Below are 25956 nucleotides of genomic sequence, written 5' to 3'. Positions count from 1 at the left end.
TGAGCTGCATGCTGTCCTTAAGCCGCGGCAGGGCTTGTGACAATCTCCGGAACATGACGGCCAAATCTTTTCCTGAATATAAGGCGGAGAATAAGGCTGGAAAGCATGCCTATGAGGGCCACAACAACGCCAAACCCGATAGAGTCGCGGCCAATGATGAACAACGCGGCAAGACTGCTCGGGAGCGCCGCCAGCATTGCGGCGCCGTAACTGAACTTGCCTTGTCTATCTGAAAGAAAAATAAGCAAGAGCCCTGTCGCCGCCGCCTGAAGACCGCCAAAGAAGTAGCTGAACATCAATGCGACTGGCGTGAACGCGATAAGCGAAACGAACGTCCCCAAAATTGCGGCTTCTGAGGGGACGCTTGGACTGGTTAGTGATGGCGTAATAAAAGCTGCTTCAATCGCCATCGCGCACAGAAACGCCATAAACACCAATGCGCCTATGGGCGGTCCGGCTATGAGATAGATGAAAAAATTCAGCGCCCGCTGTGGGGCAACATTGCGATCAATCGCACGTTGCGGTTGGAGGCTTTCGTCATCAGCTTCCTTCATCTCGCCATCCCCACCATCGCAATGAGGAACGCAAGCTCGATCAACACTGTGAGCGGCAGGCGCACGGCGAGATACCAGTGCGGCGCGCCGGAGCCGCGGCGGGTCGCATTAAGGTCATCGATAAGAAGCAGCGCCGTGACAATCATGATCGCAGCGAATTTCCAGTAGACGCCAGCGACAGGGACAAACAGCGGCAACGCCGCCAGCAAGGGTAAGGCGGCGCCGAGAAGCGCGCGCATGGTTGGCCCGCCTTCCTTCATCACCGCGACACCCCAACGCACGCCGCCGAAAAAGACAATCATCGCCGCGCCGTAAAGGCTCATAAATTGAGCAGCAAACACGGCGTTTTCCCCTCCCGCAACGATGATGAGGGCCGCTGAAATCAGCGGCGCGGAAGCAAGGTAAGCCAGAAGCTGAGCGGCGCCGGTGTCCGGTCCCTCAGCTTTTGATGCGCGACGAACATCCGCTTTGCGTCCAAAGCGGCGAAGTTCGAGTACATCCGTGTAACCCATGATAGCCTCCTCTGGCTTGCCGGGCTTCGGCGGTGCGTTAATGCGTCGTCTTTTTCCCGGCCTTTTCTTTCTTCACAAAAGGCGCGATCACATCGACCGCTTTTGTTCCCATACGGATGAGCGGCAGTAAGGTCGATTTCGGCACCTTGTTCATCTGGTCGTACCAGCCGTTCAACAGCGCGATCAGGTCTTGAAGATCGCTGAGGCGCTGGACCGCGGCGGCGCCCGCATTCGGGTCTTCCTTTGCGTCGGAGAGACAGGCGCCCAGCACTTGCGCTGCGGGATCGAGCTCACGCGCCTTGCGCATGGCGACAATGCGCGAAACCATCTCCCACATGTCGCTTTCCGCCTCGAAGTGGTCGCGCCGATCGCCCGCCGTCGGCGCCCGCTTCACAAGGCTCCAGGTCAGCAATTCCTTGATGGAGTTCGACACATTGGAGCGCGCGAGCCCAAGCGCTTCGGCGATCTCTTCAGCGTTCAGAGGCTTGTCGCTGACAAGCAGCAAGGCGTGGATCTGCGCCACCGAACGATTGACGCCCCATTGCCCGCCCATATCGCCCCAATGCAGAATGAAGCGCTGGATGGCCGGGCTAATCTCGATCTTATTTTCAGTAATTTCTGTCATAACAGAAATTTATGTTATTCACGAAAGTATTTCAAGGTCAAATTATCGTGGGAAAGTACCTACGATTACGCATGTTTCATCCACATATACAGATTTTCGGCTTGCTGAACTTGCCTCTCCCACGAAATTGTGGTCACATATCGCAGCGCACAATGAATTTTACGTGGGAAGGTTCCCAATGTCAGAGATCGATACGCTTATCACCCGCGCCCGGGCCGCCGCAGATTTAACCGGCCTCTCCCTTTCCACCGTGAGCCGCAAGCTCTTCAATGACGGCAAAGCCATCGCCCGGCTCGAAGCTGGCGGGCAGTGTACGCTGAGAACGCTGGAGACTGCCCGCACGCGCCTATCGGAAATGGAAGCCGGCGTCGCTCCCTCTCCGGCGAAAGCGCCCAAGCCCGCCGCAAATGACGAAGCGCCTTCCAGAGCGCCGGCCATCCCTTCCGAAACGATGACCCATCTCGACCGGCTCGAAGCGGAATCGATCCACATCATGCGCGAAGTCGCCGCCGAAGCGGAAAACCCGGTGATGCTCTATTCCGTGGGTAAGGACTCGGCGGTGATGCTGCATCTCGCAATGAAGGCGTTTTATCCATCCAAGCCTCCCTTCCCGGTCATGCATGTGGACACCACCTGGAAGTTCCGCGAGATGATCAAGTTCCGCGACGACACCGTAGCGAAGCTCGGCCTCGATCTGATTGTTCACATCAATCAGGAAGGCGTCGAGCAAGGCGTCGGCCCGTTCACGCACGGATCGCAACTCCACACCGACATTATGAAGACCCAGGGCCTGAAACAGGCCCTCGACAAATATAAATTCGACGCAGCCTTTGGCGGCGCCCGGCGCGATGAAGAAAAATCCCGCGCAAAGGAACGCATTTTCTCGTTCCGCTCGCGCGAACATCGCTGGGACCCGAAAAATCAGCGCCCTGAGCTTTGGAGCCTTTACAACACGCGCATCGCGCCCGGTGAATCGATCCGCGTCTTCCCGCTCTCCAACTGGACCGAACTGGACATCTGGCAATATATCTACCGCGAGAACATTCCAATCGTACCGCTTTATTTTGCGGGCGAACGTCCGGTGGTTGAGCGCGACGGCGCCCTCATCATGGTCGATGACGACCGCATGCCGCTTGATGGCGTCACGCCGAAAATGGAGATGGTGCGTTTTCGCACGCTGGGTTGCTATCCGCTTACGGGCGCTGTGCGCTCCAAGGCGACCACCCTACCCGAAATCATTCAGGAAATGCTGCTCGCCACCACCTCGGAGCGTGAGGGCCGGGTCATCGACCACGACCAGGCGGCCAGTATGGAGAAGAAGAAACAGGAGGGCTATTTCTAATGTCCGTCACCTCTTTGAAACCCTCCGACAATGTTCTCGATTATCTCGCCGCCCATGAGCGCAAGTCGATGTTGCGTTTTATCACCTGCGGTTCCGTTGATGACGGCAAGTCGACTCTCATCGGCCGCCTCCTCTACGATTCCAAAATGCTTTACGACGACCAGATTTCGGCGCTCGAAAGCGATACGAAAAAACATGGCACACAAGGCGAGAAGATCGATTTCGCCTTGCTCGTCGACGGCCTCGCCGCCGAACGCGAACAAGGCATCACCATTGACGTCGCCTATCGCTTTTTCTCAACGGAAAAGCGCAAATTCATCGTCGCCGACACGCCGGGCCATGAACAATATACCCGCAACATGGCGACCGGCGCATCTACGGCCGATCTCGCCGTCATTCTCATCGATGCGCGCAGGGGCATGCTGACCCAGACCCGGCGCCATTCCTATATCGTCTCCCTGCTCGGCATTCGTCACGTCGTCATCGCCATCAACAAGATGGACCTTGTGGACTATTCGGAAACGACCTTTGACAAGATCGAAGCCGAATACCGCGCCTTCGCCAAAGATCTTGGGTTTGAGTCGATTGTCTGCATTCCGATGTCCGCGCTTGAAGGCGTCAACATCACCAAGAAGAGCAAGGAAACGCCGTGGCATAACGGCCCTGCGATCCTGCCCTATCTTGAAAGCGTGAAAGTACGCGGCGCGCTTTCCGACAAACCCTTCCGCCTGCCCGTGCAGTGGGTGAACCGGCCTAATCTCGATTTCCGCGGCTTTTCCGGCACCGTCGCCAGCGGCGTAATCAAGCCCGGTGAGGAAATTGTCGTCCTGCCGTCCGCCAAGCGCTCGAAAGTGAAATCCATCGTCACCATGGATGGCGACCTTGCCGAAGCGCGCCCCGATATGGCGGTGACGGTGACGCTCGAAGACGAGATCGATATTTCCCGCGGCGACGTTATCTGCGCCGGCAAGGCGCCGGCGGAACAAACCGATCAATTCGCCGCGCATTTACTCTGGATGGCGGAAGAAGAACTCTATCCGGGGCGGCAATATCTTCTGAAGACCGCCAACCGGATGGTGCCCGTGACCGTCACCGAGCTGAAGCACAAGGTCAACGTCAATACGCTGGAGCATATGTCCGGCAAGACGCTTGAACTCAATGAAGTCGGCTTTTGTAATTTCAATCTGGCGCAGCCGATCGCGTTTGACAGCTATAAAGACAACCGCCGCACCGGCGCCTTCATCCTGATCGACCGGCGCACCAACGCCACTATCGGCGCCGGTATGATCGACTTCTCATTGCGCCGAGCGAAGAACGTTCACTGGCAGGATCTTGACGTTAACAAGGGCGTCCGCGCCAGCGCCAAACATCAGAAACCTTGCGTCCTCTGGTTCACCGGGCTTTCCGGATCGGGCAAGTCGACGGTTGCAAACCTTGTCGAAAAACGGCTGCATGACATGGGCCGCCACACTTATACGCTCGACGGCGATAATGTCCGCCACGGACTGAACAAGGATCTCGGTTTTACTGACGCCGACCGTGTCGAGAATATCCGCCGCGTTGGCGAGTCCGCTCGCCTGATGGTGGACGCCGGGCTCATCGTTCTCGTTTCATTCATTTCGCCTTTCCAGAGCGAGCGGCGCATGGCGCGCGAGCTGCTTGAAGACGGTGAATTTATAGAGGTTTACATTTCGACGCCGCTCGAAGTCTGCGAACAGCGGGATGTCAAAGGGCTCTACGCCCGCGCCCGCCGCGGCGAGATCAAGAACTTCACCGGCATCGACAGCGACTATGAAGCGCCCGAACACGCCGAGATCGATCTCGACACATCAGAAGTCGCCGCTGAAATCGCCGCGACGCGCATCGTCGAATATCTCCAGGACAAGGGCTATCTGGCTGGCTAGAAAAGGATTGCAAAACCAACAGGAAACGCATTAAACAACCTCTCCAGTCAGGTTGTTTCGAAATATAAAATATGACTTACCGTCCTGATATCGACGGCCTTCGTGCGATCGCTGTCATGGCGGTTACACTTTTTCATTTAAATGTTGCGGGCCTCGCCGGCGGATATGTCGGCGTGGATATCTTTTTTGTTATAAGCGGCTTCCTCATCACACGCCTTATTGTAGATGAGGTAAAATCAACGGGCGGCTTCAGTTTCAAAAACTTTTATCTACGACGCGCACGAAGACTATTTCCTGCCCTGTTCTTTATTGTTTTTGTTACATTTTGTTTTGCCGCTTTTGTTTTCATCCCTCCACATCTTGAGCGTCTCGGCGGCGCCACGATCCATACGCTTTTAAGCACATCAAATTTTTTCTTCTGGCGCGAAGCAGGTTATTTTGACACCAGCGCTGAGTTCAAACCGCTTCTGCATACGTGGTCGCTTGGCGTTGAAGAGCAATTTTACGTTGTCTGGCCGCTTCTTATCGTGATCGCAATGTGCAAGTCGCCCCGATATGGCGCAGTAGCGGCCATTGTCGGCATTGGATTATTCAGCTTCCTGCTGAATGCGATGTTCTACGATGGCGACGTTGGAATCTTGCGCGCCGCCGCCCCAAAAATCGCAGAATGGTTTTCTGACGGCTCCTCTACAATTTTTTACCTCGCTCCATTTCGGGTTTTTGAATTCGCCATTGGCGCCGCTCTTGTATGGGTTGCACGCATACAACCAAAGAACAAACTCCTTTTAGAGCCCCTTGCTGCGCTTGGTTTGGGGATGGTGGCCTGGTCTATCTGCACATATTCAGAAGGGATCATCTTTCCTTACTATAATGCGCTGCTTCCTTGCCTCGGCGCTGCATTGCTTATCTATGCCGGTCAGGCGCGTTACACAGGCCGAATACTCAATAATCCTGTCGCGGTCTGGACCGGAAAGATCAGTTACTCGCTCTATCTTATTCACTGGCCGCTCATCGTATTCACAATTTACCGCATCGATGACATCAGCAATCCCTGGGTTGTCACAACGCTGTTGCTGCTCATGTTTGCCGGCGCATCACTGATGTATAAATTTATTGAGCAACCGTTCCGGCGAACCTCACGCACTCTTTCTGACAAAGAAAGTGATTTCGGACTCGCTTGCGCCCTTTTCGCCCTTGTCCTTGTTTTACCCGCGTCAAATGCATGGGCTAACAGCGGATGGCTTTGGAGAATGCCGGAACAAATTCGGATGGCGCTGGGCAACAACTGGGAAAATCAAAGCGCCGCTACTCAGCAACTGGCGCGAAAGGCTGTTGCCGATAAAGGAAAGAATCCAGGCGACAATTATGTATTGCTCGTTGGGGACTCCTATATGGGCGATCTTTTTGGCGCAGTGAGCGAACCGCTCAAAAAGTCCGGTTTCACAGTGGGCGCGCAATATTTTGACGATAGCTGCATGCAGCATCTGAACAAGAACCCTTATCCGCGCGCAGCGCTTATGACCAAGCTCTGCCAGAGAGATTCTAAGCGCTTAAACGACTTAAGAACGAAAATCGCGGCCGCGAAATATATCATTCTCGACAACCGATGGGTTATGGAGACAATCAAAGATATCGATGAGTTTTATGAATGGTGCAAAATCGCCAACCCTGAATGCAATCTTTTTATTGTCAGTCGAAAGGTCGAGTGGAAGGATCTTCCACTCGTCGCCGCGAGATCGTTTACAAACTTCAACCGTGGGCGCGTCAACGCGGCTGCTTACAGCGCCCGCCTGGCCGGCAAAGTGGACCCAGTAAACAAGGCTCTTGAGAGAAAAGCCAAGGCGCTAGGCGTTCATTACATCGATATCAACGACTTTGTATGCGACGATGATGCACAGACATGCGATGTGATTGACCAACAATCCCGTTTGTTGGTTTACGATCATGGGCATTGGTCAACCTATGGACAAAGCTATTTTTCGGATAAAATTGAACTATCCGAAGTTTTGTTGAAAACGCGCCCTCTTTCAAAATCGGCGCCTTAGGAAAGTTGTTGTAACCTTGGCCTCCGTTTAACCTACTCGCCATTTACTACCGGCGCCAAAAGCGAAAAGCACAAGATCGATCTCGACACGCCAGAGGCCGCCACGAGCCGGATCGTCGAGTATCTCCAGGATAAAGGGTATCAGGCGGGTTAAACTTCACAGTCTGCCCCAACCTAGCCTCGCTTCGTCATAAAGCGATTGCAACCGCTTCCCTGCGCCATAAAAAGAATAAAAAGTGCAGGAGGCGGTATGGCCAGGCTTTTCAAGACTTTCTTTATAAGTGCGATTGCGTTCGCTCATGTGCAGGCTTGTACATCAACCGCGCCGAAAGCTGCGCCTGACATTCCTGAATTTACGTCAACGCTGGAAGCCGCACGTCTTGAGGACGGTGCGGTTGGCTTCGCCACGGCCCTGATTGATGACGGCGAATTGATATACGCTAAAGGTTTTGGCGAAACCGAACTCGGCGGCGGCGCACCCATCACACCAAATCATATTTTCCACTGGGCGTCGGTATCAAAGCCACTCGTCGCTACAGCGATTATGCAGCTATCCGAACGCGGACAACTCTCTCTTGACGCGAATCTTGTCGAAATTCTCCCCGATTATCGCATCACTGACCCGCGCCAGCGCGACATCACCATCCGGCAAATTCTGCTTCATACGTCCGGCATTCCTGATGTGGAGGACTATAATTGGGACAAGCCGGAATATGATGAGGAAGCGCTCATGCGATGGGCGCTGACGGATTCACCGCGCGATCTTTTGTTCGACCCGGGGACAGAACGAAAATATTCGAATGTAGGTTACGAAATTCTCGGCGCCGTCATTGAACGCATTTCCGGAATGTCATTCGAAGAGTATATGAGCGCCAATATTTTCGAACCGCTCGGCATGAAAAGCGCAAGTTTTATCTATCCCGATACGGAAAAAGCACTGCGAACTGTTGGCCATGCCGGCGCCAGGGGAGAGAAGCACAGGATTGAACACTATCCCTACAATCGCCGACACGGACCCAGCTCGACATTGAATACAAGCGTCATGTCTTTCGCACCTTTTGCACAGGCCTTGCTGGCCGGCGGATCGCTTGGCGAGACCCATGTTCTGAATGCCGAGACTCTGGCTGACATGTGGGCGCCGCGCTGGATGATCGACGAAGAAAACGCGGAATCGGGCGCGATGGGCTGGGTTGTCGAAAACCGGCCTGGCCGCGCCCGCATGGTCCGCCATTTCGGCTGGGATGATGGCTTCCGTTCGGCGCTCCTGTTGTTTCCTGACACCAAACAGGCGGTTCTGTTTGTCACCAACGATGAAGACGCAAATCTGAGAGCCTATCTCTTCCCGGCGTTGGACATGTTGAAAGAGCGCGCTTCCGGCGAAAATTGACGGATTTAATGGGCGCTTATTTCACAAGCATCCAAAATCCCATGGCGATCATCATCAGGTTTTCGGTGAGTGATACGAAGCCGAGCGGCACATTGGAGTTCCCCCCGACGCAGGCGCATTTCAGATCACGCTTATCAATGTAGACCGCTTTGAAAACCGAGACAGCGCCGACGCCGCCGATAAAAATCGCGAGTGGCGCGGCGAGCCAGATCATTACTCCGGCGATCATGAGAACGCCGGCCAGCGCTTCGGCGAACGGATAGACATAAGCGTAACGCACAAAACGCTGCGCCAGAAGATCATAACCGAGAAACTGATTTGAAAAGGCGCGCAGATCACGCAATTTCTGCACAGCCAGCAAGCACATGGAAAATGCGATAAACCATTCAAGCGTGCGCATTCCGAATACACCCTGACCAAGCGCAAGCCGCGCCGCAGCCGCCATCGCCAGCGCCATCGCAAAAATCGCGATCACCGGCGCATAGGTTTTCTTGTCCGGGTCTGGGACGCCAAGGCCGAAAAAATTTTTCAGCTCATCATATCCGCCGATACGCTCACCGTTGATGAAAGTCTGCGGCGTTGTGGAAACGCCGTATTTTTCTTTGAATTTATCGGTGCTATCGCGGGAGCGCAGGTGATAATCCTCTACCTCATAGCCTCGGCGCTTTAACAATGCTCTCGACTTAAGCCCGAACGGACAGATGTGATCGGGCGTGACCATGCGGTATAACTTAGCCTGCTTCATACTGGTGTCTTTTGGGCCTGTTTTATCAAGCATTTTTTATTTCCTATACCTCGCCATCAAAATCCGGGACAGGGCGCGCCTGGGCTTCACTTTGTGTTTTCGCAGCGCCATTGGTCGCAATGTCATCAATAAGCCATTCCATTTCTTTTATCTCTTTGCGCTGAGCTTTGATGATGCCGTCAGCCAGTTCGCGTACGCGTACATCCTCGATGTTCGCGCGTTCGCTTGTTAAAATGGCAATGGAATGATGTGGGATCATACCCGTCATATAAGAACGGTCGCCGACGAACGCCTGTGACCGAACAAGCAACAGCGCCGCAAAAAAAACGATAAGGCTTCCCGTGAATATGAAAGTATTCAGCCTTTTGTTTTCGTACATGCCGATCATGTAGAGCAGCATTATAACGCTCATGGCGGCGCCCATGATCAGCGTCATATAAAATCTGGTCTCGCTAAAATGGATGTGGTTCAGCGCATAGGTGTTCAGATACATAAAGGCGAACATCACCGCCATGGAGGTGAGGATCATGGCGCCGAACCGCAGGTATTTTCCGTTTTTCTTATTCAAGCGACATGCCCCTTAAATTGCTTCATTTAATGAAACAGCAATAGAGGGCCAGAAGTTCCGCGAGTTATCTTCGCTGAGATGCAGTCATGATTGGCTGATCTGCGTCCATATCTGTATTGAACCGGTTACAAGCAGCGGCGTCCCCACCTCGACCCGCGGCCGGTACGGCGCGCCGTCGGCGACGTAGGCCGCCTTGCCGCCAATCTCGCGAACAATCAGCACGCCGGCCGCGTGGTCCCATGGATAAACCCGGGAATAAACTGAAAAGTCGCGAATGCCCCGCGCCAGGTTGATATAGGCGTAAGCGGAGCAGCGCGCCGGTTCTGTTTCGAACGACTCCCGGAAGCGCGGCAGCCATTCATCTTTCCACTTACCTTGAAGAGAACCGACGCCGCGATAGCCCTGAAGTTCTGTCCGTTTTGGCGCAGGCGCCGTGAGCTTTTCTCCGCGCCAAGCAGCGCCGTCGCCTTTCGATCCGATAGCGCAGCCCTTATCCGGAATCGCATAGATCCAGCCCTGACGGATTTCACCCTTTTCTATGAGGGCGACAATGGTGCCGAACTCTTCGCGCCCGTGAACGAAATTGCGGGTGCCGTCGAGAGGGTCGACGATCCAGAAAGCGCCGTCTTCCGTATCAAGGCGCGCCGTCAGCGACGGATCCGCCGCGGCGCCCTCCTCGCCAATAAATGCTGCGCCCGGGTAGAGCCCCAACAGCGCCTGTTTCAGGCGCGCTTCAGCGGCGTGGTCGGCAGCGGTCACAAAATCATTGGGGCCGGATTTCGTGTCGATATCGCCTTCGGCAAGCAAGCCGAAGCGCGTCATGATTTCCTCTTCGGCGATCTCGGCGATCAGCCCCGCAACCTTTTCGGGATCGACAATCATGCGCGCTGTTCACTCAGCTCTTCGGCGGCGGCCGCGCTGGCCGCCGGGAACTGTTTGAAAAACTGGCCTTCGGTTTTTTTCGAAAGCCGCACCGTGATGACCATATCATCACCACTCGGCGTTTCATCAATGATTTCCGCACGGCTGTGCAGCCATGCGCGCGCCGCGCCAAAAGGAGACGGCAGACGCACGGTCAAGCGCTCATGCTCTATGGTCAGCGCTTCCTCAACCAGCGCCAGAAGACGGTCAACGCCTTCGCCGGTCTGCGCTGAAATGGCGACGCGCACCGGCTCGGCCAGCGTGCCAATGCGCCCATTCTGGCTGAGGCGTGCAATGGCTTCAACGTCGAGGCGATCATCCTCGTCAAGGAGATCGGTCTTATTGAGCGCTTCAATCACCGGCCGGGCATCATCATGTTCCAGCCCAAGCTCGCCAAGCACATTGATGACGTCGGCCCGCTGTGCGTCACTGTCTTCATGGGCGATGTCGCGCACATGAATGATGACATCAGCCTCCAGCACCTCTTCAAGCGTCGCGCGGAACGCCGCCACAAGCTGCGTCGGCAGATCGGAAATAAAGCCCACCGTATCGGAGAGAATGAGCCTCACACCGGAAGGCAGATCAATCGAGCGCATAGTCGGATCGAGCGTCGCAAAGAGGAGGTCTTCCGCCATGACGCTCGCTTTTGTCAGGCGGTTAAACAGCGTTGACTTGCCCGCATTGGTATAGCCCACCAAGGCGACAACCGGATGCGGCGCACGCTTTCTTTTTGCGCGCTGCAAGGTGCGCGTGCGGCGCACCTCCTCCAGCTTCTTCTTGAGGCGGACAATCTTGTCATCAAGGGCGCGGCGGTCAGATTCGATCTGCCGTTCGCCGGGACCGCCGAGAAACCCTGCGCCGCCGCGCTGGCGTTCAAGGTGGGTCCATGACCGCACCAGCCGCGAGCGCTGATAATCGAGATGAGCCAGATCGACCTGCAGCCGGCCTTCCGCCGTCTGGGCCCGGTCACCAAAAATTTCAAGGATCAACGCCGTGCGGTCGAGGACTTTCGCGTCCCATTCCTTTTCGAGATTGCGATGCTGCACAGGGGTCAGCGCGCCGTCGACAATCACCAGCGCCGGCCGCGGGTCATGAGCGTCAAGGCGAGCCTTGATCTCCTCCACCTTGCCGCCACCCAGCAGTGTCGCCGGACGCGGCTTTTGCACTGGCGCAATCATAGTATCGACGATTTGCAGATTGATTGCAGCGGCAAGTCCTACCGCTTCCTCAAGTCGCGCTTCGGGCGCGCGCAGCCCCTCTTCGCCGCGCAAGGCGGGATGAACGACGATCGCAAAAAGATTCTCAGACGTTTTCGGTTCTGACATACCAAACGCTTTCAGGCGCCCGCAGCATATAAGCGCGGGCGCGACAGAAACTTACTACCATGAAAGGCAGGCCGGGTCTTCGCAGAGAGGCGTCTTATTCGCCGTCTTCGCCATCCCAAAGCATCACTGGCGATTGCGGCATGACTGTTGAAATCGCGTGCTTGTAAACAAGCTGGGCGTGGCCATCGCGCTTCAACAACACGCAGAAATTGTCAAACCAGCTGACAATGCCCTGCAATTTTACGCCGTTCACCAGGAAGATCGTCACCGGGATCTTGGCCTTGCGAACATGGTTCAGGAACGTGTCCTGCAAGTTTTGCTTCTTCTCGCTCATTGTCCCGCTTCTCCGAGTCGGTTCGTGTTTTTATTGCAGCGCAGCAATCATCATGGCTCGGAATAACCGGGCTGGCAACTGGTTTACGCGTCAAGTTGGGTCTCATTTCATGAAATCGGGGGGAAATCCCCTCTTTTCAACCCCTTGAGGCGCGAGCCTTGTAGGCTTCCCGAAGCCGGAGGGCCACAGGGCCGGGTTTGCCGGCCCCGATTTGCGCGCCGTCGATGGAAATGATCGGCATGACAAAGGAGGTCGCCGAAGTCAGAAACGCCTCCGGGGCGGCCTTGGCCTCTTCCAGTGTGAAAGGACGTTCGATCACCTTGATCTGAAGCTCCTCGGCGCAGGCAATAGCGGTCTGGCGAGTGATCCCCCCGAGGATCTCATTTGTCTTCGGATGAGTGATAATCGCCCCGGTCTCATCGACAATCCAGGCGTTGGACGAGGAGCACTCCGTCACCATCCCGTCCCGAACCAGCAGCGCCTCGGCGGCGCCGGCCTTTGTCGCCGCTTCCTTTGCGAGGGCATTTGGGAGGAGACCCACGGTTTTGATATCGACACGGCCCCAGCGGATATCGGGCTGAGAAATGACGGCGACGCCTTTTTTGGCTTTTTCGTCGGACTGATCGAAATTGAAGCGCCGCGCGGTGATGACCAGACTGGGCTGTGTTCCTTCGGGCGGAAACGCATGATTGCGAGGCGCGACGCCGCGCGTCACCTGCATATAGACAAGCGCATCTTTCAGGCGATTGCGACGCACAACCTCAGCCATGACTACTTTCAAGGCGCGCATATCCATTGGGGACGTCATCTGCAGCTCCTCAAGCGAGCGCTGCATCCGGGCGAGATGCCCTTCCATATCCCAATAGCGGCCGCCAACGACAACGCAGACTTCGTAAATTCCATCCGCGAACTGGTAGCCACGATCCTCAATATGAACCATGGCCTGATTTTGCGGAACATATTGGCCGTTTACATATGCGATACGCGACATGGTCTCACCATCTCCAGAATGCACGATTGACAAGCGCCAGCGCCACCGCCCCTTCGATCCGGCCGAGGATCATGCCGACGATCAAGAGCCAGCGCAAAGGCTCGTCGAAGACGGCGTAGCCGTCCGCATGATCAGCGGCAAGGGAGATCAGCGGACCAGCGTTTGAAAGCGCCGCCACCGCCGCCGCCGCTGCGAGGTCAAATGGATGCCCGCCGATGGATAACGCCATCAACAAAAACGCCAGCGTCATGGTGAAAACAAGGAAATGAATCCACACGCCAAGCTCATTGGCGACGCGCCGGCGGCCGAAGACTGCGCCGGGACTGATGAGCCGGCGCAGCTCCTCGCGCGCGCGGCGCATGATCACAAGCCAGCGCAGGACTTTGAATCCGCCAGCGGTCGAGACCGCTGCTGCGCCGATAATCGTCGTGACAAGACATGTTAACAATGGCGGCGGCTCGCCAATCACATAGCCATTGGTGGTGACAAGAGACGCCGCATTGAACAATTGCGGGCCGAGCAGAACGACGTCCCCGGCCCCCGCCGTAATCCAGAACAATAGCGCCGCCCAGATGACGATCATCAGATAGGCGCCGGTTTCAATATCACGCAATTTCTCGCGCTCGCCCTTCATCACTCTGGCGATGAGAATGAAATTGACGCCGCCTAAAAGCGTGAAAAAGAACAGCACCACTTCGACATTCATGCCATAGGCAGCGATGCCGTCTTCATGGGGAATAAAGCCGCCTGACGCCGATGTCGTCATCGCCAGGATCACCGAGTCAAAGGTGGGCGCGCCTGCAATAGCGAAGGCCGCGAAAGCGGCGACCGTCACAACGGCGTAAACACCGGCGAATGAAATAACGGCGTTTCGCAAGGGCCGGAGATAGGAATTGCGGTCGCCCCGGGAGAATGGCGGCAGCAGCGTATCAATTCCGATAAAGGCGGGACGAATGAAAATCGCCGCCGCGATCGCCAGCGAGGCGAGCCCGCCAAGCCATTGCAGCTCCGCCCGCCAAAGCGCGCCCGCGGGACTGGCCACAGCGCTTTCATGGGAAAGCCAGGCCCCTGTGGTGGTCATCGCAGAGACAGTTTCAAAATAGGCGTCCGCAAAAGAAAGCCCCTCCGCCATGATCGGCAGCGCGGCGAAAACAGGAATCAACGCCCACCAGATCAAGATAACGGAAAGCGCGCCGCGAAAGCCCGAGGCGGAGCGTTTGCCCATGGAAGCGGCATAGGCGCCGGCGCCGAACAGGAGGCAAGTCGAGAACGTGAAAAGGTAAGCGCCAGTGGTTTGTTCCGCCCCGGCCCAGGCGAGCAACAGGGGCGCGATCAGGGCGGCGGCGACGATAAATAATAGCGTCGCAGTGGTGCGCAGAATGCTGATTAGCGCCATGTCCGCCTAGAAATATTCAATGCTGACGCGGAACATTTGTTCCACATCTTTCACATTCTCGCGCATGGACATCAACACCACGCGGTCGCCAGCGTTGATCACCATCTCACCCGTGGGCATCTGCACTTCATTGTCGCGGTAGACGGCGCCGATCATGACGCCCTCAGGCAAATTCGCCTCCCGCAGGGGTTTGCCCACAAGCGGAGACGTTTCCAGCGCGATCGCATCGATCAACTCCGCATCGCCATCGGACAGAGAATAGACGCCTTTGATACGGCCGCGACGGATGTGCTGGAGGATGGTTGAGATCGTTGTCGCGCGCGGATCGACATAACGATCGACACCCACAGCTTCTGTGATCGGCCCGTAATCCTGATCGTTGATCAGCGCCAGGGACCGGCGCGAGCCTTCACGTTTTGCGACCACCGACGCCAGAATATTCACCTGATCATTGTCAGTGACGGACACAACGGTTTCCGCTTCGGCGACCCCGGCTTCCCGCAGGATCGCGCGGTCAAGACCGTCGCCCTGCAACACGATGGTGCGCTCAAGCTCCTCGGCGATATCCTCAGCGCGCTTCCTGTCGCGCTCAATGAGCCGGATTTTCATATTGCCGGTCTTCTCAAGCCCCTTGGCGACGAAAAGGCCGATATTGCCGCCGCCTATAATGATGACGCGGCGGGCGGCGCGCCCCGCCTCGCCCATGATTTCGAGCGCGCGGGCGACATCATTGCGGTCAGCGATGAAATAGACGCGGTCTCCGGGCTCAAGCATATCGCCGGAATGCGCCCGCCACATACTGTCGCCGCGCCGGATAGCAACAATCGTGATTTTCAGATCGGGAAACAACTCCGCCACCTGCCGCAATGGCGTGTTGACGATGGGACAATCTTCGCGCAGCTTGACGCCCACCGCCCAGACCCGTCCGTCCACGAATGATTTTGTCTCAAAAGCCCCGGGCGTGCTCATCCGCTGGATGATCGCCTCGGAGACTTCACGCTCCGGCGAAATCACAACATCGATGGGCAGGTGATTGCGCGAGAAAATATCCGAATAGCTCGGGTCGAGATAACCCTGAGCCCGAACACGCGCAATCTTCGTCGGCACATTGAAAAGGGAATGGGCGATCTGGCACGCCACCATGTTCACTTCGTCAGAGAAAGTGACGGCGATGATCATGTCAGCTTCGCGCGCGCCCGCCTCTTCCAGCGTCTGGGGATAAGCGCCGTTTCCAACGATACCGCGCACATCAAGCCGCTCGGTCACGGCGCGCACCAGTTCCTTGGACTGGTCGACTACCGTCACTTCATTATTTTCTGCGGAAAGACGACGTGCGATGCCGACGCCCACGCGGCCGGCGCCGCAAACGATCACGCGCATGATCTTTAAATCCTCATGTTTCGTCTGGCCTTATATGCCCGACGTCACGCGCTTTCCACGCGCATCTGCCCGTTAACGCCGAGCGCTTTCAGTTTTCGATGAAGCGCGGACCGCTCCATGCCGATAAACGCCGCCGTCCGGGAGATATTGCCGCCGAATCGGTTGATTTGCGCAATCAAATATTCCCGCTCGAAACGCTCGCGCGCCTCACGCAGCGGCAGCGTGATGATCTGCTCAAGCCCCTCGCCCGCCGGAATTGTCAGACCCGAATCCATCACTTCGGTGGGGAGATGCTCACAGGTGATTTCAATCTCCGGATCACGGCCCATTAAAATCAGGGTTCGCTCGATGACGTTGCGAAGCTGGCGCACATTGCCGGGCCAGGCGCAAGCCTGAAGCGCGGCCATGGCCTCCGCCGACAAGGGCCGTTTGGGCAGACCGGAAGATTTGGCGATGCGGTCGACAAAAAACGCCGTGAGCGCCGGAATGTCCTCGCGCCGTTCATCAAGGCCGGGCGCGTTGATCGAAACCACATTGAGACGATGGAACAGGTCCTCGCGGAATTTTCCTTCAGTGGCGAGACCGAGAAGATCGCGCGATGTCGTCGACACGATGCGAACATCAACCTCAACCGCTTTCGAACCTCCAACGCGCTTGAAACGCTGCTCCACGAGAACACGTAAAATCTTGCCTTGCGTCTCCAGCGGCATGTCGGAAATCTCATCAAACATGAGCGTTCCGCCATGGGCCTTTTCCATCAGGCCGATCATCTGCGTTTCGTCATTCTCGCCTTCAATGCCGAAAAGCTCCTCCTCCATACGGTCCGGCGCGATTGAGGCGGCGCTGGCGACGACAAAAGGACGGTTCTTGCGGTTCGAGCGCGCATGCAGCAGCCGCGCGATCATTTCCTTCCCTGATCCTGGAGGACCGGAAATCAGCACACGCGAGCGGGCGTCGGCGACACGCTCAATAATATTGCGCAACGATCCGACCGCTGCGGACGAGCCGATGAGCCCCCAGTCTGGCGCGCGCTCGCGCAATTCAGAGACTTCCAGGGTCAAGCGCGCCGCCTCCAGCGCACGATTGACCGCGAGGATCAGACGGTCGGCGTTAAATGGCTTTTCAACGAAATCATAGGCGCCTTTCTTGATCGCCGCGACCGCCGTTTCAATCGTTCCGTGCCCGGAGATAATGACCACGGGAAGGCCGGGATGAAGCTTTTTCAACGCTTCGAGAATTTCAATCCCGTCCATTTCCGAGTTCTGAAGCCAGACATCAAGGACCACGAGCGACGGCAGGCGATCACGCACGGCCGCCAGCGCAGCGGTCGAGTTCCCCGCCATGCGCGGCGAGAATCCCTCATCTTCGAGAATGCCCGAAATCAGCTCGCGAATGTCTTCTTCGTCGTCAACGACCAGAACATCAATACTCATAAAATCCCTACGCCTTCTTCCGTCTTCTCATTCCGCAGCCGCGGCGACCTGCGCCGCACCGTCTACCCCAACCCGCTGTAGTGACATCGTAATCCGCGCGCCTGTTTCGCCGAGCGTGGCGTCATCGGCGAACTCAAGCGAACCGCCATGTTCTTCGGCGACCTTTTTCACAATGGCGAGCCCCAGCCCCGTCCCTTTGGCGCGGGTCGTCATGTAGGGCTCGGCGAGACGATGGCGTTCCGCTTTCGGCAAGCCGACGCCATTGTCGATAATATGAATGCGCGCCATCGGCCCGTCGGCTTCGAGCTTCACAACGATACGGCCTTTCGGACCATGCTCATCTTCCGCGAGACGGCCCGCAATCGATTCCGCCGCGTTCTTCAAAAGATTGGACAAGGCCTGCACGATAAGGCGTCCATCGCATTCGGACGTCACCGGCATTTCCGGCGTCTCCACCGTAAATGTCACATCGGCGAAAGCGACTTTCTGCGGGAACACCGCCGCCTTGATAAGTTCGCGCAAGTCCTCGCGCCCGATCACCGGTTTCGGCATGCGGGCGAAAGACGAGAATTCATCGACCATCCGGCCGATATCGCTGACCTGACGGATAATGGTCTCGGTGCAGCGTTCGAAAACTTCCGGATTGGTCTGGATCTCGCCAAGATATTTGCGGCGCAGTCGCTCCGCTGAAAGCTGGATCGGCGTCAGCGGGTTTTTGATTTCATGAGCGATGCGCCGGGCGACGTCACCCCAGGCGGCGTTTCTCTGAGCGGAAATAAGCTGGGTGATGTCGTCAAAGGTCACAACATAACGATCGCCCTGGCCGGCGGCGTCCTTCACAATGCGCACATTCAGCGTCCGCGTGCGGCCATGACGGGTGACGTCAACCTGATCGCCGACCTCATTTTCAGAGGACGACGCCGCAAGGTCGAGAAGACCGCCCAGTTCCGGGATGATGTCCTTGATATTTTGCCCCGTAAGACGGTTGCTGTCTTCGCCGATCAAATCCGCAGCCGATGTGTTCGCAATCGTGATGCGCCCGTCGCCGGCGAGACCGATGACGCCTGCCGACACGCCCGACAGGACGGCTTCGGTAAAGCGGCGGCGCTCATCGAACTGGCGGTTCGTATCAATCAGGTCGTCGCGCTGTGTCTGCAACTGGGCCGTCATATGGTTCATGGAACGCGCGAGAGCGCCAAGTTCGCCATCGTCTTTATAAACCTCGACGCGCGCGCCAAGGTCGCCCCCGGAAACCCTTTCGGACATTTTCACAAGACGCCCGATCGGCTGGACCAGCCGTGTCGCCGCGACGAGAGCCAGCCAGATCGCGCCAAAGAGAATGATAATCGCGAGGACCACATAGCCGGCGAGGAAGACCCTTTCGAGCCGTGAACGGCCGAGCTTGGCTTCTTCCCAATCAGCGACAACCTCGCGTGCAGAAATAATGCGCGCTGTCGTCTTCGGGTCGATCCGGTAATAGGCGATGAGATAGCCGCCGCCGTAATCCTCGATCGGCAGCGTGCCGCGGAACATATCATAGGTTTCGTCGTCATTGACGCCGAAGACGAATTGACCGCCGGGGGCTGCGACTTCCTCGATCTGTTTGAAAATATCGCCCGAGGGAAGATTGAACGTCCCGGACTCCAGCTCCGCGCGCACTAAAAGATTCATGTCGCCGTCAAGGAGATAGAGCGCCGAAAGACCACGCACCTGCGCCTGAGCAAAGACATAACGGCGGAACGAAATCGGCGTCTGTTCAAATCCGATGCCGTCCACTTCCTGACGGTGAAGATCGTAGGCGATTTCACGAATTGTCTGCTGCGCTTCCGCTGAATTGAATTCGATCAGGCCGCGGGCGAGATCGCGCGCCGTTTCCTGATAATTGTCGATCCGTTCACTGAAAACATCGTTGAGGCTGGCGCGCAGGATGGTGAAGGCGAACAGAAAAGCGATGACCGCCGGGATCGCCGCGACCGCCGAAAACAGCCAGACAAGCTGCATATGGGTGCGCGAGCCGGCAAGCTGGTGGCGGCGGTTTGACCACACATGAAACAGCCGCACCCCGACAAGCAGCGCGAAGCCGGCGGCGATCACGATATTGCCGATGATCATCCACATCAGGAAAGAGCGGTCGACGCGCTCCACCAGTGGCGACATCAAAAACCAGGTGGTGAGAAAAGCGACTGCGGCGGCGCCGATCAGCGCGGAGGCGACCGTTGTATTGGAAAGCAGCCATTGCGGTATGAAACGGCGCGGCGCGGCGCTGGAGCGCGCGCTATCCGGTGTGTCGAAATGCTGTTCCGTAATACTCAACCCGACGCCATCCTGAGGGGCTCTCCGGCCCGAAGTCCTTCTCCGCCGTCACAGCCGCCAGACGCCATCCCGCGCCGGGACCGCCGCAAGCGGCTCAACCTCCCCCAAACTATGGGGATGGTGCTTGTGTTGTTGCAGAAAATCAACACTTTTGTTGCCAAAATGAAACAGGGTAAACACCGGATCGGGACCGCCGCCTCAGCGCGCCGCCAAAGCGATCCGGAAGCTCAGGCGGCCCGCTCCGCCAGACGGACAGAGCCTTCAAAGAAGCCAGCCAGCGCCTCAATGACCTTTTCCGGCGAGTTGATCCGGCAAAGGTCAGCGCGGAAAGCCCGCCGCTGCGCCGGATCCAGATCCAACGGCGCGTGATCCACAGTGGCGGCGAGGTGTTTGCGGGCCATGCGGACGCCAAGAACCTCGCCGTAATGGGCGATGGTCTCTTGATAATGCGAGACAGCAGCGTCTCGTTGCATATCGAGGGGCGGCGCCGCCATCCGGCCATCATCCGTTTCCAGCGCTTTGGCGACGGCGCCCGGCAACCAGGGCCGCCCCGTTGCAGCGCGGCCGATCATAACGCCATCGGCGCCGGAATGCTTCAACGCCTCGCGCGCCGTCTCGACATCAACAATATCGCCATTGACGATCACCGGGATCGACACGGCGTCTTTCACCGCCCGCACCGCCTCCCAGTTCGCAGTCCCATTGTAGAAGTCGTTGCGGGTGCGGCCATGCACGGTGAGCATCTGCACGCCGGCGCTTTCCGCGCGAACAGCCAGCTCCGGCGCATTCAGGCAATCCCAGTCCCAGCCGAGCCGCATTTTGAGCGTCACCGGCTTCGTGGTCGCCGCAACGGTTGCTTCGATCAGGGTCAGCGCGTGGTCAAGATCGCGCATCAGCGCCGAGCCCGACAGAACCCCCGTCACCTGCCGCGACGGGCAACCCATATTGATATCGATGACGTCTGCGCCGGCAGCCTCTGCAAGCCGCGCCCCTTCCGCCATCCAGCGCGGCTCCCTCCCTGCAAGCTGAACCACAAAGGGAAAGATCTCGCCATCGCCTTCGGCCCGGCGCACCACATCGGGCCGGCCGCGAACAAGCTCCTCACACGCGGTCATCTCCGACACCACAAGCCCCGCGCCGAAACGCGCGACCGCCCGCCGGAACGGCAGGTCGGAGACGCCGGACATGGGCGCCAGCGCGACGTTGTTCTTTAAGTTGATGTCAGCGATCGAAAACATTCTACATGTAACTTGTTGGCGTGGCGGCTGTTTACCCGCTAAAGCAGAGACTTACAAATCGTTCCGGAAAACCATGGTTAAGCTGAACACAATCGCCGTCATCGTCGCCGCAGGCCGCGGCAGCCGCGCCGGCGCTGGCGGGCCGAAGCAATATCGACTGCTGGCGGGCCAAGCCGTGATCGCGCGGACCGTGGAGGCATTTCTGGGTCATCCGGATATCGACGGCGTTCGCGTCATCATTCATCGCGACGACCGCGACGAATATGACGCCGCCATGGGCGCGCTGTTGAAGCACAGAAAGCTGCTCGATCCGGTCACCGGCGGCGCGGAACGACAGGACTCCGTGCGGCTCGGCCTCGAAAGCATTATAGCGAACCATCCGTCCCGCGTTCTGATCCATGACGCAGCTCGGCCCTTCATCGACCAGAAAACCATCACGCGGGTCATCAACGCCCTCGATACGGCGGACGGCGCCATCGCCGCTCTCCCCGTTCACGACACGATCAAGCGCGAAGGCGCCGACAAAAAAATCGCCGCGACAGTGCCGCGCGAAGCGCTGTGGCGGGCGCAGACGCCGCAAGGCTTTCACTTCGACAAGATTCTCGCCGCGCATCGCGAGGCCGAAGGAAAAGTGCTGACCGATGACGCCGCTGTCGCCGAAGCCGCAGGGCTTTCCGTCACGCTTGTTCCCGGTTCGCCCGACAATATGAAACTGACCCAGGCCCAGGATTTCGGCATGGCCGAAACGCTGCTCGGCAGGAAAGACAAGAAAATGGAATACCGCACCGGTCATGGCTATGACGTCCACGCCTTTGAGGAAGGAAACGCCGTTATCCTGTGCGGCGTTGAAATTCCCCATGAGAAGAAACTGAAAGGTCACTCTGACGCCGATGTCGGGATGCACGCGCTGACCGACGCCATTCTCGGCGCGATCAGCGAAGGCGATATCGGCGATCACTTCCCGCCATCCGATCCGAAATGGAAAGGCGCGCCGAGCCATGTCTTTCTGGAAAAAGCCCGTGACCTCGTCGCGCGGGCCAAAGGCAAGATCGCCCATTGCGACGTGACGCTGATTTGCGAGGCGCCGAAGATCGGCCCGCATCGCGACCGGATGCGCGCCGCCCTCGCGCTAATTCTCGACATTGATGAGCGGCGCGTGTCGGTCAAGGCGACAACAACCGAGCAACTAGGATTTACCGGCCGCCGCGAAGGCATCGCCGCCATGGCGACCGCAAGCGTCGCTTTGCCTGTTTCGGAGTAAGCCATGAAAGAGCTCTTACGCACCAACAATCCGGCGCTGATCAATTATGTCGAGAACCTGATGAGCCAGGCCAATATCGACTATCTCCTCGCTGACCAGCATGCGAGCGTCATGGATGGTTCTATCGGCGCTTTGCCGAGGCGCATACTTGTGCCCGATGACGACTTCAACCAGGCGTTGCGCATTATGCGCGAAGCCGATCTAGGCGACGAAATCAGCCGCACGCATCTGAAAGACCAGAAGTGACCCAGACCCATCGCATCTGGTCACTGGCGCAGGCGATCATCGACAAGGCCGGCGCCGAAGGCATGATGGTCGCCGCGGCGGAATCCTGCACAGGCGGGATGATCGCTTCTGCGCTCACCGATGTGCCCGGCGCGTCCGCGATCTTTGAGCGCGGCTTTATCACCTACACCAACGAAGCGAAGACCGAGATGCTCGGCGTGCCTGCGAAGATCATTGAAACAAACGGCGCCGTGAGCGCGCCGGTCGCCCGCGCCATGGCGAAGGGCGCCCTTTATAACTCCCGCGCCGATGTCGCCGTATCTGTCACCGGCATCGCCGGGCCCTCTGGCGGCACGGACCGCAAGCCCGTCGGCCTTGTCTGGTTCGGCCTCGCGGACAGGAACGGCGTCACGCGTGTCGAACGCCGGGTCTTTGCCACGGGCTCGCGCGATTTCGTCAGAACCAAAGCGACCGAGACTGCGCTGCACCTGATGTTGCGCCTGTTGTGACGCATTTTCGACCATAGATATTGAACGGCGCCCCATGCGAATCGCGACGATGCGCAGCCAATGCGCATTGGGTAAAATTTGCAGAACACAAATTGTACAACGATTGAGTTCGCACAACCTCCCGTTTCATAAACGCTTTATATATCTGTATACTGACTACTCTTCAGGCTTATATCGCTTTTGCGACATGTTTAACATTACTGACACCCAACCGACACGAAACTGACGCAGCTCTGTGATTGAAGCCGCGATATTGCATCGCGCAATGAATTTCAAAAACCTGTTGAGGGGTCACAGTAATGTCTTCACGCACGCTTTCACGCGGCGATTTCGCTCGCCCAAAATTCAACCGCCGTTTCATGCGCACCTGCTGCGCAGCGGCGCTTTCCGTTTGCTTTACTGCGCCGGCATTGGCGCAGAATGCAGATGAAGACGAGCAAGATGAAATTGTCGTCTACGGTCAAGCGGTCTCACTCAAGCGAGCCATCGACGCCAAGCGCGGCGCGACAAACATCATGGACGCCACTGTGCAGGACGACATTGGCCGCCTGCCGGACCTCAACACCGCCGCTGTCATTCGCCGCATCACCGGCATTGCGGTGCAGAACGATCAGGCGGAAGCGCGGTTTCCGATCATTCGCGGCCTGAACCCAACCTATAACCGCACCACCATCGACGGCGGCATTGTTTCTTCGCCGGAACGCGGCGGCTCAGGTCGCGCTGTGCCGCTCGACGTCATCCCGGCCTCGCTCTTAAGCCGCCTTGAAGTTGTGAAATCGGTGACGCCGGAGCTCGACGGTAACGCTATCGGCGGCACGATCAACGTCGTTACGCGCAGCGCCTTCGATCAGGAAGACGCCTTCTTTTACGGTTCTGGGTTTGTCGGCTTTCACGAACAATCAGGCGACGGCTCGACCTTGAGCGACGGCGAAAAAGTGCAGCCATGGCGCGCCAATTTCGCAACCGGCACAACTTTCGGCCCAGACGACCAGTTCGGCGTCGTAATCGGCTTCGATTACTCCGTGCGCAACTTCGAAATTCCACAGGTCGAAGTCGATGACGCCGACTACACCGAATTTGACGACGCAGGCGTCAATGTCGGGCTCGGCAATGGCAACGGGATTATTGTGCCGACCAACAACCGCCTTTTCTTCTACAACAACACCCGCCAGCGTATTGGCGGCTCGGGCAAGGTCGAATGGCGCCCGAGCGATCAGTTCGAGGTCACCCTGTCCGGCCTCTACACCCAGTTCAATGACGATGAACGCCGTGACGAATACACCTATGAATTGGGAACCAGCGGCGCGGCTTCTGAACCCGGCATGATCACGGATCAGACCATCACCTCAGGCGTAACTCAGACCGGCTATGGCGTCGTCGGCATCGGCCGTTTCATACTCGACCGGAAAATCTACAACGGCCAGGCCAACGCCATCTGGCGCCCGACGGAAAATGCGACATTTGATCTGCGCGCGACTTATTCCGGCGCTAAATTACACAACCCGGAATCGACCGAAGCTTTCGTCACCGACACAACATTCGGCGCACTCTATGACACAACCGATTTCTTCCCGCGCTCCTATCCGCTCGATCCCGAAAGCTACTACAATCCGGCAAGCTACGCGCACACCAATCGCGGCGAGCTTGATCGTTACGCAGAAGATGAAATTCTTGAAATTGCTCTGAATGGCGAGTTTGAATTCGACGCCTTCACCGTAAAAACAGGCGGCGTCTATCGCGATCGCAGCAAGGATGAAGGCTTCGACTTCGCGCGTTTCGTATCCGACACCCCCTACACGCTCGCCGATGTTCCCGACACCAAACTCGCCGATGTCGATTATCAGGGCAATTACAAATTCCTGTTCCGCATTGACAGCGACGCCGCGAACGCTTTCTTCGCCGCCAATCCGTTTACGCAGACCGCCACATCGGTATCCGCATCGTCCGCCTCCGAGCAGGTTTACGCAGGCTACGTCCAGGGGTCGCTTGATCTGGGGGTCGGCTCCGTCACCGGCGGCGTGCGCGTCGAACATACGTCATGGGATGGCGGCCCTGTCGGCGGTGAACAGGTCTCCGGCGACTACACCAACATTCTCCCCAGCGCGGTCGCCCGCTTTAATCTCGCGGACGAGGTAGTGTTGCGTCTCGCCGCCTCGCGGACCATCGGCCGGCCAAACATTTCCGACCTTACACGCGGCTTTACACCGGGCACAGACGGCACGGACCTCACCCTGTCGCGTTCCAATCCGGAGCTTGATCCGCGCAAATCGACCAATATTGACGCTTCGCTGGAATGGTACATTCCCGAAGGAATCCTTTCGGTTGGCGCATTCTACAAGGACATCTCTGACGAGATTTTTGTCCTGACAACAACCGACGCCAACCTCACCGTGGACGGCGTTGTCTTCGATCGGGTCACCCAGCCGGAAAACGCAGCGAACGCCGAAATCTTAGGTCTTGAAGCGCAATATCAGCAGGTCATGTACTTCCTGCCGGCGCCATGGAACGGGCTCGGCGTCGGCGCCAATGTCACCTGGCTCGACACCGACTTCACGGTGCCGCTCGGCGATGGAACAACGCGCTCCACGTCGCTGCTGCAACAACCGGATCTCACCTACAATTTGACCCTGTTCTACGCGAACGAATATTTCGAAGTCCGCGGGTCATATAACTACACAGGTGAATTCCTCGACCTGCTGAACGCCGGTGATCCCAACCACGATGAATATTGGGACGAACGCGGCCAGCTTGATCTTCAGGCGCGCGTCAATCTGAGCGAGAATTTCTCCGTGGTTGCCGAAGCCGTGAACGTCACGGATGAAGGCCGTACGGAACTCACCGGCCCGGACGCACAATTCCTTCAGGAAGACGCGCGTTTCGGCCGCACGTTCTGGGTCGGCTTCAACGCATCCTTCTAAACATGCCAATGCTGGCGCTCTTCAAAAAAAT

22 protein-coding genes are annotated in these 25956 nt (G+C 57.5%); 8 read left to right on the top strand and 14 right to left on the bottom strand.

What is annotated here, in order from left to right:
- Positions 1 to 17 precede the first annotated feature (17 nt).
- From ACFOOP_RS12970 to ACFOOP_RS12960, 3 genes are read right to left on the bottom strand one after another with little or no spacing between them, the layout of a single operon-like run.
- Positions 18 to 554, bottom strand: coding sequence for a hypothetical protein (locus tag ACFOOP_RS12970; RefSeq protein WP_379881427.1), 537 nt, complete (start codon positions 552 to 554; stop codon positions 18 to 20).
- A complete protein-coding gene (locus ACFOOP_RS12965) occupies positions 551 to 1066 on the bottom strand; it encodes a DUF3429 domain-containing protein (protein WP_379881425.1) in 516 nt (171 codons plus the stop codon). Before ACFOOP_RS12965 ends, ACFOOP_RS12970 begins: the two co-directional genes overlap by 4 nt.
- Before the next feature lie 37 nt (positions 1067 to 1103).
- On the bottom strand, positions 1104 to 1691 hold the full coding sequence (locus tag ACFOOP_RS12960) for a GbsR/MarR family transcriptional regulator (RefSeq protein WP_379881423.1): 588 nt from the start codon (positions 1689 to 1691) through the stop codon (positions 1104 to 1106).
- Positions 1692 to 2046: 355 nt separating this feature from the next.
- Here ACFOOP_RS12960 and cysD point away from each other — a divergent pair, with 355 nt between their 5' ends.
- From cysD to ACFOOP_RS12940, 4 genes are all read left to right on the top strand, one after another.
- The gene (gene cysD / locus ACFOOP_RS12955; RefSeq protein WP_379881566.1) at positions 2047 to 3033 is read left to right on the top strand and encodes a sulfate adenylyltransferase subunit CysD; all 987 of its coding nucleotides are present in this window, start codon (positions 2047 to 2049) and stop codon (positions 3031 to 3033) included.
- Positions 3033 to 4937: a sulfate adenylyltransferase subunit CysN gene (gene cysN / locus ACFOOP_RS12950; RefSeq protein ID WP_379881421.1), complete on the top strand. Its 1905-nt coding sequence runs from the start codon at positions 3033 to 3035 to the stop codon at positions 4935 to 4937. The genes cysD and cysN overlap by 1 nt, the downstream gene beginning before the upstream one ends.
- A 71-nt stretch (positions 4938 to 5008) precedes the next feature.
- On the top strand, positions 5009 to 6982 hold the full coding sequence (locus tag ACFOOP_RS12945) for an acyltransferase family protein (RefSeq protein WP_379881419.1): 1974 nt from the start codon (positions 5009 to 5011) through the stop codon (positions 6980 to 6982).
- 249 nt (positions 6983 to 7231) lie between these two features.
- Entirely contained in the window at positions 7232 to 8368 is a 1137-nt protein-coding gene (locus ACFOOP_RS12940) for a serine hydrolase domain-containing protein (protein WP_379881417.1), read from the top strand.
- A gap of 16 nt (positions 8369 to 8384) precedes the next feature.
- On the opposite strand, the gene ACFOOP_RS12935 is transcribed toward ACFOOP_RS12940, so the two are convergent.
- From ACFOOP_RS12935 to dusB, 11 genes are all read right to left on the bottom strand, one after another.
- Positions 8385 to 9113 carry a MauE/DoxX family redox-associated membrane protein gene (locus ACFOOP_RS12935; protein WP_379881415.1) on the bottom strand — a complete coding sequence of 243 codons (729 nt, stop codon included), beginning with the start codon at positions 9111 to 9113 and terminating at the stop codon, positions 8385 to 8387.
- A gap of 43 nt (positions 9114 to 9156) precedes the next feature.
- Entirely contained in the window at positions 9157 to 9642 is a 486-nt protein-coding gene (locus ACFOOP_RS12930; protein ID WP_379881565.1) for a DUF305 domain-containing protein, read from the bottom strand.
- 123 nt (positions 9643 to 9765) lie between these two features.
- The gene (locus ACFOOP_RS12925; RefSeq protein ID WP_379881414.1) at positions 9766 to 10563 is read right to left on the bottom strand and encodes an inositol monophosphatase family protein; all 798 of its coding nucleotides are present in this window, start codon (positions 10561 to 10563) and stop codon (positions 9766 to 9768) included.
- Complete coding sequence (hflX, locus tag ACFOOP_RS12920; RefSeq protein ID WP_379881412.1) at positions 10560 to 11927, bottom strand: GTPase HflX; 1368 nt, start codon at positions 11925 to 11927, stop codon at positions 10560 to 10562. Before hflX ends, ACFOOP_RS12925 begins: the two co-directional genes overlap by 4 nt.
- A 94-nt stretch (positions 11928 to 12021) precedes the next feature.
- Complete coding sequence (hfq, locus tag ACFOOP_RS12915) at positions 12022 to 12261, bottom strand: RNA chaperone Hfq (RefSeq protein ID WP_379881411.1); 240 nt, start codon at positions 12259 to 12261, stop codon at positions 12022 to 12024.
- Between the two features lie 136 nt (positions 12262 to 12397).
- Positions 12398 to 13252: a D-amino-acid transaminase gene (dat, locus tag ACFOOP_RS12910; protein ID WP_379881410.1), complete on the bottom strand. Its 855-nt coding sequence runs from the start codon at positions 13250 to 13252 to the stop codon at positions 12398 to 12400.
- Between the two features lie 4 nt (positions 13253 to 13256).
- Complete coding sequence (locus ACFOOP_RS12905) at positions 13257 to 14648, bottom strand: potassium transporter TrkG (protein WP_379881408.1); 1392 nt, start codon at positions 14646 to 14648, stop codon at positions 13257 to 13259.
- A gap of 6 nt (positions 14649 to 14654) precedes the next feature.
- Positions 14655 to 16028: a Trk system potassium transporter TrkA gene (gene trkA / locus ACFOOP_RS12900; RefSeq protein WP_379881406.1), complete on the bottom strand. Its 1374-nt coding sequence runs from the start codon at positions 16026 to 16028 to the stop codon at positions 14655 to 14657.
- Between the two features lie 44 nt (positions 16029 to 16072).
- Positions 16073 to 17461, bottom strand: a complete 1389-nt coding sequence (ntrX, locus tag ACFOOP_RS12895; RefSeq protein ID WP_379881405.1) for a nitrogen assimilation response regulator NtrX — start codon at positions 17459 to 17461, stop codon at positions 16073 to 16075.
- A gap of 27 nt (positions 17462 to 17488) precedes the next feature.
- The gene (locus ACFOOP_RS12890; protein ID WP_379881403.1) at positions 17489 to 19774 is read right to left on the bottom strand and encodes a sensor histidine kinase; all 2286 of its coding nucleotides are present in this window, start codon (positions 19772 to 19774) and stop codon (positions 17489 to 17491) included.
- A 227-nt stretch (positions 19775 to 20001) separates the two neighbouring features.
- Positions 20002 to 21012 (bottom strand): tRNA dihydrouridine synthase DusB, encoded by a 1011-nt coding sequence (dusB, locus tag ACFOOP_RS12885; protein WP_379881402.1) that lies wholly within the window; start codon positions 21010 to 21012, stop codon positions 20002 to 20004.
- Positions 21013 to 21085: 73 nt separating this feature from the next.
- On the opposite strand from dusB, the gene ACFOOP_RS12880 reads away from it, so the two are divergent.
- From ACFOOP_RS12880 to ACFOOP_RS12865, 4 genes are all read left to right on the top strand, one after another.
- On the top strand, positions 21086 to 22273 hold the full coding sequence (locus tag ACFOOP_RS12880; protein WP_379881400.1) for a bifunctional 2-C-methyl-D-erythritol 4-phosphate cytidylyltransferase/2-C-methyl-D-erythritol 2,4-cyclodiphosphate synthase: 1188 nt from the start codon (positions 21086 to 21088) through the stop codon (positions 22271 to 22273).
- Positions 22274 to 22276: 3 nt separating this feature from the next.
- The gene (locus ACFOOP_RS12875; protein ID WP_379881398.1) at positions 22277 to 22519 is read left to right on the top strand and encodes a putative signal transducing protein; all 243 of its coding nucleotides are present in this window, start codon (positions 22277 to 22279) and stop codon (positions 22517 to 22519) included.
- A complete protein-coding gene (locus ACFOOP_RS12870; protein ID WP_379881396.1) occupies positions 22516 to 23007 on the top strand; it encodes a CinA family protein in 492 nt (163 codons plus the stop codon). The genes ACFOOP_RS12875 and ACFOOP_RS12870 overlap by 4 nt, the downstream gene beginning before the upstream one ends.
- 299 nt (positions 23008 to 23306) lie before the next feature.
- Positions 23307 to 25925, top strand: coding sequence for a TonB-dependent receptor (locus ACFOOP_RS12865; RefSeq protein ID WP_379881394.1), 2619 nt, complete (start codon positions 23307 to 23309; stop codon positions 25923 to 25925).
- Positions 25926 to 25956: the final 31 nt, after the last annotated feature.

The sequence above is a fragment of the Hyphococcus aureus genome (assembly GCF_042643165.1).
In the GTDB taxonomy this organism is placed as follows: domain Bacteria; phylum Pseudomonadota; class Alphaproteobacteria; order Caulobacterales; family Parvularculaceae; genus Hyphococcus; species Hyphococcus aureus.
This window is presented reverse-complemented; position numbering and strand designations above follow the sequence as displayed.